Here is an 18,947-nt window from a genome sequence, read left to right as displayed (position 1 = left end):
CCCACAAGGGTAAGGGTTGGTCCCGGGCCCCGGGCGCGGTCTCGGTCGCCGTCCCCGCGGGGCACCGGGGGCGGGCGGCTCCGCCGTGACAGGACGGCGGGCGGGTGGCAGGATCGCCGGCATGCCCCTCCTCCCGACCCGTCCCGGCCGGCGCCGCGCCCTACAGGGCCTGGTGGCGGTACTGGCCGTGCTCGGGGCGCTGCTGTGGTGGCTGCGGCCCTTCGGCGATTCGGAACTGAAGGGGGACCTCACCTTCAGCTCGGGCGTCCGTAGCGGCGTCTACCACCGCTACGGCCAGCTGCTGGAGCAGGCCCTCGCGCAGAACCTGCCCGGGGTGCGGGTCCGGCTGGAGACCAGTGAGGGCTCGCAGCAGAACCTGAGCCGGGTGGCTTCGGGCCAGGCCGACTTCACGGTGGCGACGGCGGACGCGGTGTCCAAGTACCGCCTCGACGGGAAGCCGGGCGCGGAGCGGCTGCGCGGCTGCGCACGGCTCTACGACGACTACGTGCAGCTGGTGGTGCCCGCCGGATCCTCGGTGCAGTCGGCCCGTGACCTGCGGGGCAAGCGGGTGGCGATCGGCCAGGACGGCTCCGGGGTGCGGTTGATCTCGGAGCGGCTGCTGACCGCGGCCAAGCTGAACCCGGCGCGGGACATCACCCCGGTCGCCATAGGGATCGACACCATGCCGGCGGAGCTGGAGGCGGGCCGGATCGACGCCTTCTTCTGGTCGGGCGGGCTGCCGACGACCGCGGTGCGGGAGCTGTCGGAGCGCTTCGAGATCCGGCTGGTGCAGCTCGGCGACCTGGTGGAGCAGCTCCAGGCCGGCGGGAGCCCGGCGCGGTACTACCGGGCGGCGGTGATGCCGCAGGACGCGTACGCGCGGGCCCGCAACACGTCGGCGGTGGCGACGGTGGCCGTGCCGAACCTGCTGGTGACCCGGGAGGACACCAGCGCGCAGCTGACGGAGCAGTTCACGCGGACGGTGATCCTCAGCCGGGACCGGATCGGGCACCAGGTGCACGCCGCCCAGCTGGTGGACCTGCGGACGGCGATCTACACGGACCCGCTGGACCTGCACGAGGGGGCCCGCCGGTACTACCGGTCGGTGAAGCCGTAGCCCGTCGGGTGACCGTCAGGCGGCGGGCAGCAGCATCATCGCCGCCGCGGCCGCGCCGATCAGGCCCGCGTGGGTGCCGAGGGTGGCCGGGACGACCTGGAGGCCCGCCACGAACCCCAGGGTCGCGTACGAGGCCAGGTGGCGGCGGACCGGCGCGAAGAGGGTGTCCCCGGCGGCGGCGACCCCGCCCCCGATGACGGCGATGTCGGTCTCGACGAGCGTGGCGGTGGCCGCGATGGCGGCGGCGAGGGCCCGGCCGGCGCGGTCGAAGGCGGCCAGCGCGACGGGGTCGCCCGCCGCGGCGGAGGCCGCGACCCCGGCGGCGGTCGGGTCGGGGCCGGTCCAGCCCTGGGCGAGGGCCCAGCGGGCGATGGCGGTGCCCGAGGCGAGGGATTCGACGCAGCCGTGACCGCCGCAGACGCAGCGCTCTCCGTCGAAGGCGACGCTGATGTGGCCGATGTGGCCCGCGTTGCCGGTGGGGCCGGGGTGGAGCTGGTTGTTCAGGACCAGGCCGCCGCCCACGCCGGTCGAGACGACCATGCACAGGGCGTTCGCGTGCCCCCGGGCCGCGCCCAGCCAGTGCTCCGCCGCCGTCATGGCCACGCCGTCGCCGGCCAGGACGGTCGGGACGCGGGCCCCGCGCGCCTCCAGCTCGGCGGCGACGCGGGCCTGGACGGGGAAGTCCCGCCAGGCGCCGATGTTGACCGGGCTCACGGTGCCCCGGGAGGTGTCCACGGGCCCCGCGCTGCCGATGCCGCAGCGGACGGCCTGCGGCCACAGGGGGGCTGCGGACAGTTCGGCGATGACCTCCGCGACCGCCGCCATCACCGCCTCGGCGTCCCCGCCGCGCGGGGTCGGGCGGCGGGTGGCCGCCGTCATGGTGCCGTCGGGCTGGACCAGCGCGCCGGCGATCTTGGTGCCGCCGATGTCGATCGCCACGCTCGGACCGGTGGCCGCGGCGGCCGCGCGGGGCGCGGGGAAGGCAGAGGTGGGAGTGGTCACGGCGGCGCTCCTGGAAGGGGTCGGTTCTCAGTATGCGGCCGTGGGCGGGGCCGTACTCTCGCGGGGTTCGAGCCGGGGCAGCTCGCTCTCCCGGGCCCGGGGGGCGGCTCCGGCGAGGACGGCGAGGAGTTCCTCGGCGGCCAGCCGGCCGAATCCGGCGGTGTCGCGGACGAGCGCGGTGAGCCGGGGGTGGGTGACCCGGCACAGGGCGGAGTCGTCCCAGGCGACGATGGAGAGCCGGCCGGGCACGGCGATGCCGAGCTCGGCGGCGACGGCGCTGCCGGCCACCGCCATCACGTCGTTGTCGTAGACGAGCGCCGTCGGCGGCTCCGGCTGGGCGAGGACCCGGCGGGTGGCGGCCGCGCCCTCGGTGTCGGAGTAGTCGGTGGTCACCGAGCTCACCCGGCCCTCCTCGAAGCCGAGGCGCCGTGCCTCGGCGTTCAGGGAGGCGATGCGGCGGGCGGTGTGGGCGAGTCCGGGCAGGCCGGCGACGTGGGTGATCCGGCGGTGGCCCAGGGCGTGCAGGTGGTCCAGGACCTCGGCCATGGCCCGGGCGTCGTCGGCCCAGACGGAGGAGGGGCCGGGCTCCCCACTGCCGCCGATCATGACGGCGGGCAGGCCGAGCGAGGCGAGGAGTTCCGGGCGCGGGTCGCGCGTACGGGGGTCGACGACGAGGACCCCGTCGACGCGCCGCTCCGCCCACCAGCGGCGGTAGACGGCGCATTCGGCGTCGATGTCCTCCACCACCTGGAAGAGCAGGGCGGTGCGGTCGGCCGCGAGCACCTCCTGGATGCCGGAGACGAGTTGGAGGAAGAACGATTCGACGCCGAGGGTGTGCGCGGGGCGGGCCAGGACCAGTCCGACGGCTCCGGAGCGTTCCCCGGACAGGGCGCGGGCGGCGCTGTTGGGCTGCCAGCCGAGTTCCTCGGCGACCTGCCGGACCCGGGCGCGCGTGCCGTCGGACACCCCGGGCCGGTCGTTGAGCGCGAAGGAGACGGCGCTCTCCGACACCCCGGCGCGGCGGGCGATGTCCTTGATGGTGGGTCTGCGGGCCATGCCTGCCTCATCCCTCGGTGACGTGGACTGCGATGGGCGGACCGTACGCGATCCCGCCCCGGCGGGCCGCCCTCCAGGTGCCGCCGACGAGGGCGCGCGGTTCGGCGCGGCCCTGCGACCGGGGTGACCGAAATTCCGCTGTCCATTTCGCCCTGCTTTCCGGGATGACATCCGGCCTCCGGCCTGATCGACACGGCCAACTAAACCGCATTAGTGTGATCACCGTCGAGGCGTGCAGCCCGCCTGTCAACGGGCCTGAAGCGCATAAGTGCCGCAGCCGGAGAATCCGTGTGGATGAATATGGAGGCCCTGTTGACTTTCCCCCGTCCGGGCGGCAGCTTGTGGCATCCGGTGAATTCCCCTGAACTCCAGGACGTTTCATGCCGCACGCCCCGCGCACGCTCCGCTTCGGCGCGAATTACACCCCGACCCGGGGGTGGTTCCACCACTGGCTGGACTTCGACCTCGACGAGGTCAGAGCCGATCTCGACTCGGTCGCCGGGCTCGGCCTGGACCACGTCCGGGTGTTCCCGCTGTGGCCGCTGTTCCAGCCGAACCGCACCCTGATCCGGCCGCGCGCCGTCGAGCAGCTGGTCGCGCTCGCCGACGCCGCGGCCGAGCGCGGGCTCGACGTCGCCGTGGACGGGCTCCAGGGGCACCTGTCGAGCTTCGACTTCCTGCCCGCCTGGACGGGGACCTGGCACCGGCGCAACCTCTTCGGGGATCCGGACGTGGTGGCCGGGCAGGCGGAGTACCTGCGCACACTGGCCGCCGCCCTCGCCGGCCGGCCGAACTTCCTCGGCATGACGGTCGGCAACGAGGTCAACCAGTTCGCCGGGGAGCCGCACCCCGACCCCGACCGCATCACCGCCGCCGGGGCGCAGCGCTGGCTGGAGCGGATGCTGGCCGCCTGCGAGGAGGGCGCCCCGGGCGGGTTCCACCTGCACGCCGAGTACGACGCCGCCTGGTACCAGGACGGGCACCCCTTCACCCCCGCCCAGGCGGCCCGCCTCGGCCGGGCCACCGCCGTGCACTCGTGGGTGTTCAACGGCACCGCGCAGCGCCACGGCCCCACCGGGACGGCGACCGAGCACCACGCCGCCTACCTGATCGAGCTGTCCAAGGCGTGGGCCCTGGACCCGCACCGCCCGGTGTGGCTCCAGGAGGTCGGTGCGCCCGCCCCGCTGATCCGGCCCGAGGACGCCGCCCGGTTCGCCGAGGCCACCGTGGCGAACGCCCTGGACTGCCCGGACCTGTGGGGGGTGACCTGGTGGTGCTCGCACGACGTGTCCCGGGACCTCGCGGACTTCCCGGAACTGGAGTACGGGCTCGGCCTGCTCACCAACGACCGCCGGACCAAGCCCGCCGGCGCCGCCGTCGCCCGGATCGCCGAGCGGTGGCGGGGCCGTGAGCACCGCCCGGAACCCCGGTCCACGGCCCTCGTCCTGGACGCCGGCGGGCTGCCGGACGCCCCGCGCCGTTCGGTGTGCGCCCCCGGCGGCGCGTTCTTCGAGGCCTGGGCCGCGCTGACGGCCCAGGGGGTGCGCCCCACGGCCGTCCTGGCGGAACGCGCCGGGGATCCGGCCCACCTGTCCGCGCGCGGCATCACCGAGGTGCTGCGCGTGCCCGACGTCACCTGACCGCCCCCCGTGAGGAGACCCGCATGTCCGAGACCGCCCCGGACGCAGCGTCCCGTACGTCCCCGGCACCCGGCGGGGGCCCGCCCGGCGGCACCGCTCCGGGCACCGCCGGGCGGCCGGCCCGGCGTACGGTGCTGGCCGCCGGGGCCGGCGCCGCCGTGCTGCTAACCGCGCCCAGCCCGGCGCGGGCGGCCCCTCCGGCCCCGACTCAGGCCCCGACCCCCAATCCCGGCCTGACCCCGTACGCCTCCTACTGGTTCCCCGACTCCCTGCCCCCGGGCGAGCCCGGCGCCGGGATCGTGTGGCGCTCGCTGAAGGCGTGGACCCCGGAGTCCGACCCCGACCTGGCCCACAACGCGGCGACCATCCCGCTGGCCCCGCGCTTCACCCCCGTGCCCCCGCACCGTGACGCCCGCGCGGGCCAGGCCCGCATCGCCTCGCTGGTCTCGTTCGGGCCCACGGCGGGGAACCCCTCCCAGGGGTCGGCGACCGCCGACTCGTACGCCCTCACGCACTGGGCGTACATCGACGAGCTGGTCTTCTGGGGCGGCTCCGCCGGCGAGGGCATCGTCCTCGCGCCGAACGCGCCGGTGACCGACGCCGCCCACCGCAACGGCGTCCGGGTCCTCGGCAACGTGTTCCTGCCGCCCGTCGCCTACGGCGGCGACCTGCGGTGGACGCGCGACCTGGTCCAGCGCGACCCCCTCGGCCGTTTCCCGCTGGCGGAGAAACTCGTCCAAGTCGCCCTGACCCACGGGTTCGACGGCTGGTTCGTCAACGCCGAGACCGACGGCGGCGACAGCGCGCTGGCATCCCGGACGCGGGAGTTCCTGCGCGCCCTGCGGGCGGCGGGCGCACCGCACGGACTGCGCATCACCTGGTACGACGCCATGAACATCACCGGGAGCGTCGGCTGGCAGGGCGCCCTCAACGCGCTCAACCAGGAGTTCTTCGAGGACCGGGCGGGGAAGGTCGCGGACACCCTGTTCGTGGACTTCCGCTGGACGCAGGAGACCCTCGCCGCCTCCGGGGCCCTCGCCGACCGGCTGGGCCGCTCCCGCCACGAACTGTGGGCGGCCGTGGACGTGGAGTCCAACGGCCGCCACTCACAGGTCCGTTGGGACGCGATCATCCCGCGCGACCGCGACCACGTCGTCAGTTACGGCTTCTACCGGCCCGAGTGGACCCGCAACCACCTCACCGACCGCTCCCCCGGTGCCTTCCACCTCTCCGACGACCTGTTCTGGACCGGCGAGTCCCTCGACCCGGCCAGACCCGCCCCCGGATCCGGCTGGCGGGCCCCCGCCACGGCCGTCGCCGACCGGTCCACCGTCACCGGGCTGCCCTTCGCCTGCTCCTTCAACACCGGGCACGGGCTGCGCTGGTACGAGGACGGCGAGGTGTCCGGCGAGACCCCGTGGAGCCACCTCGCCCTCCAGGACCGGCTGCCGGGCCGCCGCTGGGTGGTGGACACCGCCGGCGAACGCCCCACCGTCGGGCTGGACTTTGCGGACGCCTGGCGCGGCGGCTCCAGCCTCCTCGTGTCGGGCCGGCTCACCGCCCCCGCCGCCGTAGGGCTGCACGCGACCCGGCTCCCGCTGACCCGCACCACCGTCGCCGAGCTGGTCCACCGCACCGGGGCCGGCCCGGTCTCCGTCGAGTTCGGGGTCGCCACGCGCGAGCCGGCCGCTCCCGGCGACCCCGTCCCGTACACGTGGCTGCGCGCGGCGGCGCCGGCCGGCGGCCGGGGCTGGCGGACCACCCGCGTCCCCCTCGCGGCGCTGGCCGGGAGTACCGCGTACGCCCTGGCCGTACGGATCACCCCGGGCGGGAAGGAGCCGGTGTCCTGGCGGCTCGGGGCCCTGTCGGTACGCGACACCGCCCGCACCCGGCGCCCGGCCCCGCCCGCCCACCTGAAGGTGACGGCCTCGGTCCGCCGGGGTGACGAGGCCGAGCTGCGCCTGTCGTGGGACCGGGCAGCCGGGCCGGTCCGCCACTACGAGCTCCACCGCCTCCTCCCCGACGGCACCCGCCGCTTCCTCGGCGGCACCTGCGCCGCCGCCCTCCACGTCCCCCGGGTCACCCGCGCCGGGCGGGAGCGGGCGGCGGTCTTCGAGCTGCGGTCGGTCGGGGAGACGTACATGGCCTCGGCGCCCGCCCGCACGGAGCTCGCCTGGTAGGGCGCCGCGGGAGGGGTCAGGGGTTGTGCGGGTCGGTGCGCGGCACGGCGACCGTGACGCGCAGCCCGTGCGGCGGGTTCGTCTCGTAGGAGAGGGTCCCGCCGCCCCCGGCGAGCAGGGCGCGGGAGATGGACAGGCCGAGCCCGGAGCCCTTGACGTTCTGGTGGCGGCCGCTGCGCCAGAAGCGGTCGCCGACGCGCAGCAGCTCCTCCTCGGTCAGGCCGGGCCCCCGGTCGGCGACGACGACGAGCGCGCTGCGCCCGGCGGCGGAGACGGAGACCTCTACCTCTTCCCCGTCCGGGGTGAACTTCAGGGCGTTGTCGATGACGGCGTCGAGCGCGCTGGACAGGGCGATGGGGTCGGCCCAGCCGGTGACGGCGGACCGGCCCGTCTCGGTGAGCCGTACGCCCTTCTCCTCGGCGTAGGGCCGCCAGGCGGCGACCCGCTCGGCGGTGAGCGCCCCGATGTCGGTGAGGCTGATCTCGGCGGAGGCGTGTTCGGCCAGCGCCAGGTCCAGCAGGTCGTCCAGGACCTGGGTCAGGCGTTTGCCCTCGGTGCGCACGGAGGCGATCTCCTCGTTGCCCTCGGGCAGTTCGAGGGCGAGGAGCTCGATGCGCAGGAGCAGCGCGGCGAGGGGGTTGCGCAGCTGGTGGGAGGCGTCGGCGACGAACGCCCGCTGCTGCTCCAGTACCTCTTCCACGTTGTCGGCCATCTCGTTGAACGAGCGGGCGAGGCGCTGGAGTTCCGGGGGGCCGCCGGCGGCCGCGACGCGGGAGTTCATCCGGCCGGTGGCGATGCCGTGCGCGGCGGCGTCCAGGGTCCGCACGGGCTTGAGGACCCAGCTGGTGAGCCGCAGGGCCGCGCCGAAGGCGAGCAGCATGGCGGCGGCGAGACCGGCCGCGATGTACAGCCAGCCCCGCAGGATCCGGGCGCGCATCTGTTCGGTGGGCGATTCGGTGACGACGACGGCGACCACGTCCCCGTCGAGGACGACCGGGGAGGCGACGAGCAGTTTGCCCTTGGTCTGCCAGGGCCACACCTGCGGCGGATCGTGGCTGCGCCGGCCGGCGAGCGCCTCTTCGAAGGCCTGGCGGCCCTCGCGGGTGTCGGGGAGCTCCCACCAGCCGGGGGCACGGGCCATGGCGTTGTCGTCGCGGCTGAAGATGCCCACGCGGATGCCGTAGAGCTCCTGGTAGCGGGCGAGTTCCTGCTGGAGGGTCTCGCGGCGTTCGTCGGCGCCGGTGGAGCCCGATCCCTCGGCGTCGATGACGAACTGGGCGAGGGCGGCGAAGCGGGCGCTGTCGTCGATGCGGTCGACGATCACGTTCTGCTGCTGCCCGGCGGCCAGGCTCACTGCGAGGGGGAAACCGAGCGCGAGCAGGACGCCCGCCATGAGGACGACGAGGAGCGGGAGCAGGCGGGTGCGCACGGCGGGACCCCGCTAGGGCGCGGCCGGGGTGACGAGCCGGTAGCCCACCCCGCGGACGGTCTCGACGAGGGCGGGCAGGCCCAGCTTGGAGCGCAGCGAGGCGACGTGGACTTCGAGGGTGCGGCCCGTGCCCTCCCAGCTGGTGCGCCAGACCTCGCTGATGATCTGCTCGCGGCGGAAGACGACGCCGGGCCGTTGCGCGAGCAGGGCCAGCAGGTCGAACTCCTTGCGGGTGAGCGGTACGTCGACGCCGTTCACGCTGACCCGGCGGGTGGGCAGCTCGATGGCGACGGGGCCGAGCCGGACCACGGCCGGAGCCCCGGTCCCGGTGGCGGCGGCCTCTTCGGAGGCGCCGGTGCGCCGGGCGACGGCGTGGATCCGGGCGAGGAGCTCGCCGGTGTCGTAGGGCTTGGTGACGTAGTCGTCGGCGCCCATGTTCAGGCCGTGGATGCGGGAGCGGACGTCGGCCCGCGCCGTCACCATGATCACCGGGGTGGCGGTGCGCTTGCGGATCTTCCCGCAGACCTCGTAGCCGTCCTGGTCGGGCAGGCCGAGGTCGAGCAGGATCACCCCGTAGGGAGAGGCGCCGGCGGGCGCACCGGCCGGCAGCAGCGCCTGGAGGGCCTCCTCGCCGTTGCGGGCGTGCGTCACCCGGAAGCCGTGCCGGGCGAGGATCGCGGACAGGGCGGCGGCGACGTGGTCGTCGTCCTCTACGAGCAGCAGCCTCATGTGGCGTCCCCCTTTCCTGTTCACGACGTCCGGACGAAGAATGGCCCAACACGGGCCACCATGCATCCACGCCCATGAAGAGTCCCACGTCAAGGGGGTTCCGGTCCGGCGAGTCTTCCGTTATGCACCCGGTACGCGTACGGATCGCCCAGGGTGGGGCTCACGCACGGAGCGTATCCGGGCGAGGCCGTATCGTTATGCTCAATTCTCCCTCAGATGTGATGACGCTGTGCGCGCCTCGTCACTACTGTCCTCCCAACCGACGGAGGACGGAGCAAGAAGCCGATGAGCGGAGTATCAGTGACCAAGGACGTGCAGGACGCGGCCGGTGCCGCGGACGGCCTGGTCGTACTGAGCAACGTCAACAAGCACTTCGGCGCGCTGCACGTGCTTCAGGACGTTGATCTGAGCATTGCCCGCGGTGAAGTCGTCGTGGTGATCGGTCCCTCGGGATCGGGCAAGTCCACGCTGTGCCGGACCATCAACCGGCTGGAGACGATCGACTCGGGCACCATCACGCTCGACGGGAAGCCGCTGCCGGCCGAGGGCAAGGAACTCGCCCGGCTGCGCGCCGACGTGGGCATGGTGTTCCAGTCGTTCAACCTGTTCGCGCACAAGACCGTGCTGCAGAACGTCATGCTGGGTCAGATCAAGGTCCGCAAGACGGACCAGGCGGCCGCCCGCGAGAAGGCGCAGTCGCTGCTGGACCGGGTGGGTGTCGGCTCGCAGGCCGACAAGTACCCGGCGCAGCTGTCCGGAGGCCAGCAGCAGCGCGTGGCGATCGCCAGGGCGCTGGCGATGGAACCGAAGGTCATGCTGTTCGACGAGCCGACCTCGGCCCTCGACCCGGAAATGATCAACGAGGTGCTGGAAGTCATGCAGCAGCTCGCCCGGGAGGGAATGACGATGGTCGTCGTCACGCACGAGATGGGCTTCGCCCGCTCGGCCGCGAACCGGGTCGTCTTCATGGCCGACGGAAAGATCGTCGAAGAGGCCACGCCCGAGCAGTTCTTCAGCAACCCGCGCAGCGACCGCGCCAAGGACTTCCTGTCGAAGATCCTGCACCACTGACGGTTCTCGTCTGGTAGTGATCCGTTCGACGGAGCACACATCTCGCTCGTCGCTCAACCACGTCTCACCCGAGGGAAGTTCACCATGAAGATCTCCAAGGTCGGTGCGGCCGCGGCCGTCGCCGTCGCGCTCGCCATGACTGCGACCGCCTGTGGCGGCGGCAGCGACAAGGGCTCCAGTGACGCCGGTCCGTCCGGTGGCGGCGGCAAGGACAAGGTCGTCATCGGCATCAAGTTCGACCAGCCGGGCGTGGGCCTGAAGACCCCGGACGGCAAGTACACGGGCTTCGACGTCGACGTGGCGACCTACGTGGCCAAGGAACTCGGCTACCAGCCCGACCAGATCGAGTGGAAGCAGGCGGTCAGCGCCGAGCGCGAGAACCTGATCTCCAACGGCGACGTCAAGTTCATCGTCGCGAGCTACTCGATCAACGACAAGCGCAAGGAGCGGGTGGACTTCGCGGGTCCGTACCTCCTCGCCCACCAGGACCTGCTGGTCCGCGCCGACGACACCAGCATCACCAAGCCCGAAGACCTGAACAAGAAGAAGCTCTGCTCGGTCACCGGCTCCACCTCGGCCCAGAACGTCAAGACCAAGCTCGCCCCCGAGGCGGACCTGCTGGAGCAGGGCGGCTACTCCGAGTGCCTCACCGGCCTGGAGAACAAGAAGGTCGACGCCCTGACCACGGACAACTCGATCCTGGCCGGCTACGCCGCGCAGGAGAAGAACAAGGGCAAGTTCAAGCTGGTCGGGCTGAGCCTGAGCAACGAGAACTACGGCATCGGTCTGAAGAAGGGCGACAAGGACCTCCAGACCAAGATCAACGCCGCGCTCAAGAAGATGGTCTCGGACGGCTCCTGGGAGGCGGCCGTGAAGAAGAACTTCGGTCCGGCCGACTACAAGAACGAGCCGGCCCCGCAGATCACCGAAGGCAGCTGATTCACCGGTGAGGAGCGTCGTCGCCCGCCCGTCCGCGGGCGGCGGCGCACCTCACCGGCCATCCTGGGGAGAGCGCAGGGCATCGTGTTCGATTTTCTTGATTCCGGGCAGTACGACGTGCTCGGAGCCTTCTGGGTGACGGTTCAGCTCACCCTCTACTCGGCGGTCGGATCCCTCATATGGGGAACCGTCCTGGCCGGGATGCGGGTCAGCCCGGTCCCACTGCTGCGGGGCTTCGGCGCCGCTTACGTCAACGTGGTGCGCAACACCCCGCTGACCGTGCTGATCATCGCCTGCTCGCTGGGTCTCAGCCAGACCCTCGACATCTCGCTGGGCGGCGGCACCTTCAAGGAGACCGGCTTCCGGCTCGCGGTGCTCGGCCTGATCGCGTACACCGGCACCTTCGTCTGCGAGGCCCTGCGCTCGGGCATCAACACCGTGCCGGTCGGCCAGGCGGAGGCGGGCCGCGCACTGGGGCTGAGCTTCTTGCAGGTGCTCACCCTGATCGTGCTCCCCCAGGCTTTCCGGGCGGTCATCGCACCGCTCACCAACGTCCTGATCGCCCTCACCAAGAACACCACGGTGGCGGCTGCCATCGGCGTGGCCGAGGCGGCCCTGCTGATGAAGGAAATGATCGAGAACGAAGCGGACGCGCTCTTCGCCGTCTTCGGGATCTTCGCCCTCGGCTTCTGCCTGCTGACCCTGCCGACGGGTCTGCTGCTGGGCTGGGTGGCCAAGCGAGTGGCGGTGAAGCGATGACCTCGGTTCTGTACGACGCCCCGGGCCCCAAGGCCAAGGCGCGCAACTGGATCTACAGCGGTGTCTTCGTCGTGCTGCTCGGACTCGCCCTCTGGTGGGCGCTGTCCCTCATGGGCGAGAAGAACCAGCTCGACGCCGACAAGTGGACCCCCTTCGTCACCGACGGCCAGATCTGGAGCACCTTCCTGATCCCCGGCCTGCTGGAAACCCTCAAGGCCGGCGTGATCGCCATGGTGATCGCGATCCCCCTGGGCGCCCTGATGGGCATCGGCCGGCTCTCCGACCACGCCTGGGTGCGCGTCCCCGTCGGTACGGTCGTGGAGTTCTTCCGCGCCATCCCCGTGCTGATGCTGATGATCTTCGCCTCGGCCTTCTTCGTGCAGTTCACCCCGCTGTCCTCGGACGTGCGCCCGCTGTACGCCGTGATCACCGGTCTGGTCCTGTACAACGCGGCCGTCATCGCCGAAATCGTCCGGGCGGGCGTGCTGTCCCTGCCCAACGGCCAGACCGACGCGGCCAAGGCGATCGGCATGCGCAAGGGCCAGACCATGGTCCACGTGCTGATCCCGCAGGCCGTCACCGCGATGCTGCCGGCCCTGGTCAGCCAGCTCGTGGTGATCCTCAAGGACACCGCGCTCGGCGGCTCGATCCTCGGTCTCGGCGAGCTGCTGTCGATGAACCGGCAGATCTCCGCCAACTACAGCAACACCATCGCGACCCTCGTCGTGATCGCGCTGATCTACATCGCCGTGAACTTCGCCCTCACCTCTTTCGCCTCCTGGCTGGAAGGCCGGCTGCGCAAGTCCACGAAGAGCACCGGCGCAGTGGTCGGTGTCGCCGATGTCGGCGACATGGCCACGGGCAGGGCCATGTGACCCCGACCCCACCCGGGGCCTGACGTAGGGTCAGTCATAGTGCGTAGCCCGTGTGGTGCGGCGGAACTCTTCCGCCGCACCACACGGCGTTCCGGACAGGTGTCACTTGACGCAGGCACCTCCAGTGGGTTGCATACGTTCTGTGATCACATACCGGACATCGGGAGCCGCGCCATGGACCCGGTGATCGTCGTCGGCGCGGGACCCGTCGGGCTGTCCCTGTCCCTCGCCCTGGCCGGCCACGGCGTGCCCAGCGTCCTCCTCGACGAAGGGCCCGGCAAGGACGAACCCCGGCCCGCCCGTTCCGTCGTACTGCACGCCGACACGGCGGCCATGGCGCACCGGCTGGGCTGTACGACGCTGCGCGACGAGGGGGCGCACTTCGCGGCCTGGCGCACCCTGAGGCGCCGTCAGGAAGCGCAGCGGATCACCTTCGAGGACCGGCCCGCCCCCCTGCACCTGCCGCAGCACGCCCTCGCCCGCGGGCTGCGCGACGCCGCCACCGCGCACCCGCTCGTCCAGCTGGTCACCGACTGCAAGCTGGACTCCCTGGAGCAGGACGGCCGCGGGGTCACCGCGCACACCCGGGGCTCCGAGACCACCTGGTGGCGCGGCAGCCACCTCGTCGGCTGCGACGGCGCCCGCTCCACCGTGCGCAAGCTCCTCGGCATCCGCTTCCCCGGCCGGACCGCCGTCGAGCGGTACGCCGTGGCCGCGCTGCGCGCCGAACTGCCGTGGCCCGGCGAGGCGTTGCTGCACCGCAGCCCGCCGGCCGGCCCCGAGGAGGTCACCGCCCGGCCGCTGCCCGACGGCGTCTGGCGCCTCGACTGGCTGCTGCCGGCCCGCGGCGACCTCGTCACGCCGGACGCGCTCGTCACCCTGATCCGGGACACCCTGGCGGGCTGGTGCGGCGGCAGCACTCCCCCGTACGACCTGATCGACACCGGGGTGCACACCCTGCACCACCGCCTCGCCCGGCGCTGGCGCGACGGCCGGGCCTTCCTCGCCGGGGACGCCGCGCACCTGCTGGGCGCGCTCGGCACCCAAGGGGTCGAGGAGGGGCTGCGCGACGCCGAGAACCTGGCCTGGAAGCTGGCGCTGGCCTGGCACCAGGGCGCCTCCGAGGCCCTGCTCGACAGCTACGAGGAGGAACGGCGCACCGCCGTCGCGGCCCGGCTGCGCGCCGCCGACCAGGCCATGCCCGCCCTGCGCGGCGGGGGCGGCCTGCGCACCCTGGTCCCGGGGTCGGCGCGTTCCGCGCAGACCCTGCTGACCGACGGCCACCTCGGCCGGGGGCCGCTGGGCGGGGAGCCGGTGTACGCCCCGCCGGTGGCCGTGCGCGAGGTCCCGACGGCGACCGAGCCGGGCGGGCCCGTGGCGAACGTCCCCGTCACCGCCCCCGACGGCGCCACCGTCCCGCTGCGCGACCTGCTCGGCCGGGGCCGGCTGCTGGTGCTCCTCGTCGCCCCGGGCACCGGGGTCTGGGACCGGCGGCACTGGGTGGGCGCCGGGCTGATGCCCCGGCTGGCGGCGGCGGTGAGCGCGCTGCCGGTACGGGCCGAGCTGCTGGTCGCGGACGCCTACCCGGGAGCCCCCGCCCACACCGTGCTCCTCGTACGGCCCGACGGCCACCTGGCGGCCACCTTCGCGGGGGTCCGCCCGGCGGAGCTGTACGAGGCCGCCGACGCCGTGCGCGGGGGCGCCCCGGCGCACGGGGAAGCCGCCTCCACCACGCCTACAGCCGTGATCGATTGACCGTTCTCGGCACCTCGTGGTTCACTCGCGGACATGACCGGCAACGACGTACGCCTGTGGCGGAGGGTTCACATGGACCTGCTCCGCTACGCGGGCTGCGTGTGTCGCCCTTCCTGCTGATTCGCCTTCCCTCCGCGCGCCCCGTGCCCTTCCGGGCCCGCGCGCACCTTCGCGAACTCCCAGGACGGTCATCACCCCATGTCTGCCCCGACGCACGCGCCTGCGCCCACGCACGCCCCCGCGCCCTCCGCCGCCCCGACCGCGGCGGAACTCCTCGCCTTCGCCCGGCGCACCGCCGCCGACCCCGCGGTCGTCGACTCCCTGCCCCTCGATCCGCAGGGCCGCACCTGGATCCGCCTGGAGGGACCGGGCGGCAGTGAGGCCTGGCTGATCGGGTGGCCGCCGGGCACCGGCACCGGCTGGCACGACCACGCCGAGTCGCGCGGCGCGTTCGCCACCGCGCGGGGCGCGCTCACCGAACACTCCCTGGCCGTACGCCTCCCCTCCGAGGGCTGGCAGAGCCTGGTGCTGGCCGACGGCGTGGACCGCACCCGCACCCTGGAAGCCGGGACCGGCCGCGCCTTCGGCGAGCACCACGTGCACGAGGTGCTCAACGAGTCCGCCGCGGAGCACGCCGTCTCCGTCCACGCGTACTACCCGCCGCTGCCGCTGATCCGCCGGTACAGCCGCAGCGGCCCGGTCCTCACCCTGGAGCAGGTCGAGCGTCCGGCGGACTGGCAGTGAGCGCCCCCGTCGGCATCGACGAGCTCTTGGAGCGGATCCGCGAGGGCTACACCCGTGTCGACGCGCGGGCCGCCCACGAGGCCGCCGGGGCCGGCGCCCTGCTGGTGGACATCCGCTACCAGGCGCTGCGCGAACGGGACGGACTGATCCCGGGGGCGGTGGTCATCGAGCGCAACGAGCTGGAGTGGCGCCTCGACCCGCGGGGCTCCCACCGCATCCCGCAGGCCACGGACCACGACCTCCGGGTGATCGTGATCTGCAACGAGGGCTACGCCTCCTCCCTCGCCGCGGTCTCCCTGCACGCGCTGGGCCTGCACCGGGCGACCGACCTGACGGGCGGCTTCCAGGCCTGGAAGTCGGCCGGGCTGCCGGTCTCGCCCGCCTGACGCGCCCCCGCGCCGCCGGGGCCGGGTCCACACCGTGGACCCCGCCCCGCGGCCGGTTCCCCGTACCCTCCCGGAGGGCTACGACTTCGCCCTGGTCGCGTCCATCGGCGGCACCCGCAGGGCGACCCGTCCCGGCACGCCGGTGGCGGCCAGGGCGATCAGACCGGCCACCCCGACGACGACCCCGTACGCCGGGCCCCGCAGCACCGGGGCGAACGACCCGGTCATGCCCACGCTGAAGCGGTGAGGACCGCCAGCGCGATCCCGGAGCCGAGCACCACCCCGGTCAGCAGGACGGCGAGGGCCTCCGTACGGATCATCCGCAGCACCTGGCGCCTGGTCTTGCCCTTCTTATCCGTGACCGTGGTCCGGTGGACGTTCTGGTCCGCGGAGACGACGACCGGCGCGGCCGCGTACCGCTCGGTGGCGATCCTGCCTCGCAGTCCGGTCTCCAGGAACGTGCCGCAGGCGGTGATCAGGGCCGCGGCGCACATGAGGGCGACGAAGGCGCCGAGGAAACCTGCCTTGCGGTACCGGACGGTCCGGAGGGCGTAACGCAGCATCATGCGGGCAACTCTGCCGCCGGGCCCGGTACCTGGCATGGGAGCACTCCGGCGTCCCCGACCGGGGGCTACCCCCACCCCGGTCCCCCGGCTCGGACGCCCGGCCCGGGCCCCGGGCCCGCGCCTCAGCCCGCCGGGTACCCCAGGTCGTCGGCGTCGTCGCCCTCCGCTTCCAGGGCGCGGCGGACCACCCGCAGGGCCATGCCCTCCGGGTATCCCTTGCGGGCGAGCATCCCCGCGAGGCGGCGGATCCGCTTGTCCCGGTCCAGGCCCCGGGTCGCGCGGAGCTTGCGCTCCACGAGTTCCCGGGCCGTGTGTTCCTCCTGGTCGGAGTCCAGCTGTTCCAGCGCCTCCTGCACGAGGGTGGTGTGCACCCCCTTGGTCCGCAGTTCCTGCGCGAGCGCCCGGCGGGCCAGGCCGCGGCCGCGGTGCCGGGACTCGACCCAGGCCCCGGCGAAGGCCGCGTCGTCGATCAGGCCGACCTCCTCGTACCGGGAGAGGACCTCCTGAGCCACCTCCTCGGGGATGCCCCGCTTCTCCAGGGCGTCCGCGAGCTGCTTCCGGGTACGCGGCATCCCGGTGAGCAGGCGCAGGCAGATCGCCCGCGCCTGCTCCTCGGGAGTCTGGGGCGGCAGTTCCTGGCGGCCTTCACGGCCGCCCGTACCACCCCGTTCCTGCTCCCGCACGGGTCAGCTCTTGGCGACGGCGGCCTTGGCCGTCGTCTTCGCCTTCGATGCCGGGGCGGGCACGGCCGCGGCGCCGTCCGCCGGTGCGGCGGCCGTCTCGTCGGCGGCCGCGGCGTCCTTGCGCACGCCCACGCCCAGCTTCTCCTTGATCTTCCGCTCGATCTCGTTGGCGAGGTCGGGGTTGTCCTTCAGGAAGTTACGGGCGTTCTCCTTGCCCTGGCCGAGCTGGTCGCCCTCGTACGTGTACCAGGCGCCGGCCTTGCGCACGAAGCCGTGCTCGACGCCCATGTCGATCAGGCCGCCCTCGCGGCTGATGCCCTGGCCGTAGAGGATGTCGAACTCGGCCTGCTTGAAGGGCGGCGCGACCTTGTTCTTGACGACCTTGACGCGGGTGCGGTTGCCGACCGCGTCCGTGCCGTCCTTGAGGGTCTCGATGCGGCGGATGTCCAGACGCACGGAGGCGTAGAACTTCAGCGCGCGGCCACCGGTGGTGGTCTCGGGCGAGCCGAACATCACGCCGATCTTCTCGCGGAGCTGGTTGATGAAGATCGCGGTGGTCTTGGACTGGTTGAGCGCACCGGTGATCTTGCGCAGGGCCTGGCTCATCAGACGGGCCTGGAGACCCACGTGGGAGTCGCCCATCTCGCCCTCGATCTCCGCGCGCGGCACGAGCGCCGCCACGGAGTCGATGACGATCAGGTCGAGGGCGCCGGAGCGGACCAGCATGTCCACGATTTCGAGCGCCTGCTCGCCGGTGTCCGGCTGGGAAAGGATGAGGTTGTCGGTGTCGACGCCGAGGGCCTTCGCGTACTCGGGGTCGAGCGCGTGCTCGGCGTCCACGAAGGCGACGGTGCCGCCGGCCTTCTGCGCGTTGGCCACGGCGTGCAGGGTCAGGGTGGTCTTACCGGAGGACTCCGGTCCGTACACCTCGATCACGCGGCCGCGGGGCAGCCCGCCGACGCCGAGGGCGATGTCCAGCGCGGTCGACCCGGTGGGGATGACCTCGATGGGGTCGTTCGGCTTGTCGCCGAGGCGCATGACCGCACCCTTGCCGAATTGCCGTTCAATCTGTGCGAGCGCGGCGTCGAGAGCCTTCTCGCGGTCGGTGCCTGCCATGGGTTCCACCCGGTTTGCTTGAGTCGATCGCTTCACGCCATTGACGCTAACGCCTGCCACTGACAATGCGCTCCCACACCCGGCGGGGCTGTGGATAACCCATCCATCAGAATGGATGTTCGAATTCCGTGTCAAGCGCACCACGCCGCGCTCGCGGCGCACGCGTTCCGCCCCGTTCCGGGGGACACAGCATGACATCCACCACGTTTCGCATCGGCGGGGATCCGGGGGGGCGCACGCACGCCCCCGGTCCCCCTACAGCGGCGCGGTGGCGTCCGCCGCGAACGGGCCGCCGTGGCCGGGGACGATGAGGTCGGCCGCGGCCAGGACGCGGAGCCGGGACGAGCGCAGGAGCCCGTGGTCCGGGGCCACCGGGTCCTCGACGGGGCCGTTGGGGCGCCACCACAGGTCGCCCACGAAGGCGACGACGCCCTCGCCCGTGCCCGCCAGCAGCGTGATGTCCTCGCGGCTGTGGCCCGGGGTGCGGATCAGCCGCAGCGACGGGGTGAGCTCGTGGCCCTCCGCGTCGCGGTCGGTCCACTGGTCGTGCCGGTAGACCGCCTTGTGGTCGTGGACGCGGGCCTCGCCGAAGAGGCCGACGTTCATGGTGTTGTCCGGGTGGTGGTGGCTGAGCACGACGTCGGTGATGTCGTCGGGACCGAGCCCCAGGTCCGCGAGCGGGCCGAGGATCCGGTCGCGGCCGGCCACCATGCCCGGGTCGACGATGACGTGGCGGTCCCCGTCGCGGACGTAGGAGACGGTGGCGGCGACCCCGGGCCCCGTGGAGAGGGTGTAGCCGGTGGTCAGGATCGTGTACGTGGCGCTACGGGCCAGCGGTGCGTCTGTCATGCACACCATGATCCCGGTGGGCCCGGGCCTCCACGAGTGGCAGTGTTGCCA

19 protein-coding genes and 1 pseudogene are annotated in these 18,947 nt (G+C 73.1%); 11 read left to right on the top strand and 9 right to left on the bottom strand.

Annotation, left to right across the window (positions count from 1 at the left end; all coding sequences use genetic code 11):
• Window positions 1-121: 121 nt before the first annotated feature.
• The gene (locus ABZZ17_RS10705; protein WP_356874230.1) at window positions 122-1,117 is read left to right on the top strand and encodes a TAXI family TRAP transporter solute-binding subunit; all 996 of its coding nucleotides are present in this window, start codon (window positions 122-124) and stop codon (window positions 1,115-1,117) included.
• A gap of 15 nt (window positions 1,118-1,132) precedes the next feature.
• On the opposite strand, the gene ABZZ17_RS10700 is transcribed toward ABZZ17_RS10705, so the two are convergent.
• Window positions 1,133-2,056, bottom strand: coding sequence for an ROK family protein (locus tag ABZZ17_RS10700; protein ID WP_356874398.1), 924 nt, complete (start codon window positions 2,054-2,056; stop codon window positions 1,133-1,135).
• Window positions 2,057-2,146: 90 nt separating this feature from the next.
• The gene (locus ABZZ17_RS10695; protein WP_356874228.1) at window positions 2,147-3,175 is read right to left on the bottom strand and encodes a LacI family DNA-binding transcriptional regulator; all 1,029 of its coding nucleotides are present in this window, start codon (window positions 3,173-3,175) and stop codon (window positions 2,147-2,149) included.
• 380 nt (window positions 3,176-3,555) lie between these two features.
• Here ABZZ17_RS10695 and ABZZ17_RS10690 point away from each other — a divergent pair, with 380 nt between their 5' ends.
• Window positions 3,556-4,815 (top strand): glycosyl hydrolase, encoded by a 1,260-nt coding sequence (locus tag ABZZ17_RS10690; protein WP_356874226.1) that lies wholly within the window; start codon window positions 3,556-3,558, stop codon window positions 4,813-4,815.
• Window positions 4,816-4,838: 23 nt separating this feature from the next.
• Window positions 4,839-6,995, top strand: coding sequence for an endo-beta-N-acetylglucosaminidase (locus ABZZ17_RS10685; protein WP_356874224.1), 2,157 nt, complete (start codon window positions 4,839-4,841; stop codon window positions 6,993-6,995).
• Window positions 6,996-7,011: 16 nt separating this feature from the next.
• Here ABZZ17_RS10685 and ABZZ17_RS10680 read toward each other — a convergent pair whose 3' ends face one another.
• Window positions 7,012-8,424, bottom strand: coding sequence for a HAMP domain-containing sensor histidine kinase (locus tag ABZZ17_RS10680; protein WP_356874222.1), 1,413 nt, complete (start codon window positions 8,422-8,424; stop codon window positions 7,012-7,014).
• Between the two features lie 12 nt (window positions 8,425-8,436).
• A complete protein-coding gene (locus tag ABZZ17_RS10675) occupies window positions 8,437-9,153 on the bottom strand; it encodes a response regulator transcription factor (RefSeq protein WP_356874221.1) in 717 nt (238 codons plus the stop codon).
• A 285-nt stretch (window positions 9,154-9,438) separates the two neighbouring features.
• On the opposite strand from ABZZ17_RS10675, the gene ABZZ17_RS10670 reads away from it, so the two are divergent.
• From ABZZ17_RS10670 to ABZZ17_RS10635, 8 genes are all read left to right on the top strand, one after another.
• Window positions 9,439-10,224: an amino acid ABC transporter ATP-binding protein gene (locus ABZZ17_RS10670; protein ID WP_356874219.1), complete on the top strand. Its 786-nt coding sequence runs from the start codon at window positions 9,439-9,441 to the stop codon at window positions 10,222-10,224.
• Between the two features lie 84 nt (window positions 10,225-10,308).
• Window positions 10,309-11,163 (top strand): glutamate ABC transporter substrate-binding protein, encoded by an 855-nt coding sequence (locus ABZZ17_RS10665; RefSeq protein WP_356874217.1) that lies wholly within the window; start codon window positions 10,309-10,311, stop codon window positions 11,161-11,163.
• Window positions 11,164-11,247: 84 nt separating this feature from the next.
• Window positions 11,248-11,922 (top strand): amino acid ABC transporter permease, encoded by a 675-nt coding sequence (locus ABZZ17_RS10660; protein ID WP_356874215.1) that lies wholly within the window; start codon window positions 11,248-11,250, stop codon window positions 11,920-11,922.
• Entirely contained in the window at window positions 11,919-12,797 is an 879-nt protein-coding gene (locus tag ABZZ17_RS10655; protein ID WP_356874213.1) for an amino acid ABC transporter permease, read from the top strand. Before ABZZ17_RS10660 ends, ABZZ17_RS10655 begins: the two co-directional genes overlap by 4 nt.
• Window positions 12,798-12,971: 174 nt before the next feature.
• A complete protein-coding gene (locus ABZZ17_RS10650; protein ID WP_356874211.1) occupies window positions 12,972-14,552 on the top strand; it encodes an FAD-dependent monooxygenase in 1,581 nt (526 codons plus the stop codon).
• Between the two features lie 33 nt (window positions 14,553-14,585).
• Window positions 14,586-14,672: a putative leader peptide gene (locus ABZZ17_RS10645; protein ID WP_311318651.1), complete on the top strand. Its 87-nt coding sequence runs from the start codon at window positions 14,586-14,588 to the stop codon at window positions 14,670-14,672.
• Window positions 14,673-14,750: 78 nt separating this feature from the next.
• Window positions 14,751-15,296 (top strand): cysteine dioxygenase, encoded by a 546-nt coding sequence (locus ABZZ17_RS10640; protein WP_356874210.1) that lies wholly within the window; start codon window positions 14,751-14,753, stop codon window positions 15,294-15,296.
• Window positions 15,287-15,682 carry a rhodanese-like domain-containing protein gene (locus tag ABZZ17_RS10635; protein WP_356874396.1) on the top strand — a complete coding sequence of 132 codons (396 nt, stop codon included), beginning with the start codon at window positions 15,287-15,289 and terminating at the stop codon, window positions 15,680-15,682. The genes ABZZ17_RS10640 and ABZZ17_RS10635 overlap by 10 nt, the downstream gene beginning before the upstream one ends.
• 78 nt (window positions 15,683-15,760) lie before the next feature.
• On the opposite strand, the gene ABZZ17_RS10630 is transcribed toward ABZZ17_RS10635, so the two are convergent.
• The 5 genes and pseudogenes from ABZZ17_RS10630 to ABZZ17_RS10610 all read right to left on the bottom strand — a co-directional run bounded on the left by ABZZ17_RS10630 (window position 15,761) and on the right by ABZZ17_RS10610 (window position 18,896).
• Window positions 15,761-15,910 (bottom strand): hypothetical protein, encoded by a 150-nt coding sequence (locus tag ABZZ17_RS10630; protein ID WP_356874208.1) that lies wholly within the window; start codon window positions 15,908-15,910, stop codon window positions 15,761-15,763.
• A 107-nt stretch (window positions 15,911-16,017) separates the two neighbouring features.
• Window positions 16,018-16,248, bottom strand: a pseudogene (locus tag ABZZ17_RS10625) (hypothetical protein); the annotation flags it as partial.
• Between the two features lie 122 nt (window positions 16,249-16,370).
• On the bottom strand, window positions 16,371-16,931 hold the full coding sequence (recX, locus tag ABZZ17_RS10620) for a recombination regulator RecX (RefSeq protein WP_356874206.1): 561 nt from the start codon (window positions 16,929-16,931) through the stop codon (window positions 16,371-16,373).
• Between the two features lie 3 nt (window positions 16,932-16,934).
• A complete protein-coding gene (gene recA, locus ABZZ17_RS10615) occupies window positions 16,935-18,047 on the bottom strand; it encodes a recombinase RecA (protein ID WP_356874205.1) in 1,113 nt (370 codons plus the stop codon).
• Window positions 18,048-18,302: 255 nt separating this feature from the next.
• Complete coding sequence (locus ABZZ17_RS10610; protein WP_356874204.1) at window positions 18,303-18,896, bottom strand: MBL fold metallo-hydrolase; 594 nt, start codon at window positions 18,894-18,896, stop codon at window positions 18,303-18,305.
• Window positions 18,897-18,947: the final 51 nt, after the last annotated feature.

Source organism: Streptomyces sp. NPDC006512 (assembly GCF_040611935.1).
GTDB lineage: Bacteria > Actinomycetota > Actinomycetes > Streptomycetales > Streptomycetaceae > Streptomyces.
This window is presented reverse-complemented; position numbering and strand designations above follow the sequence as displayed.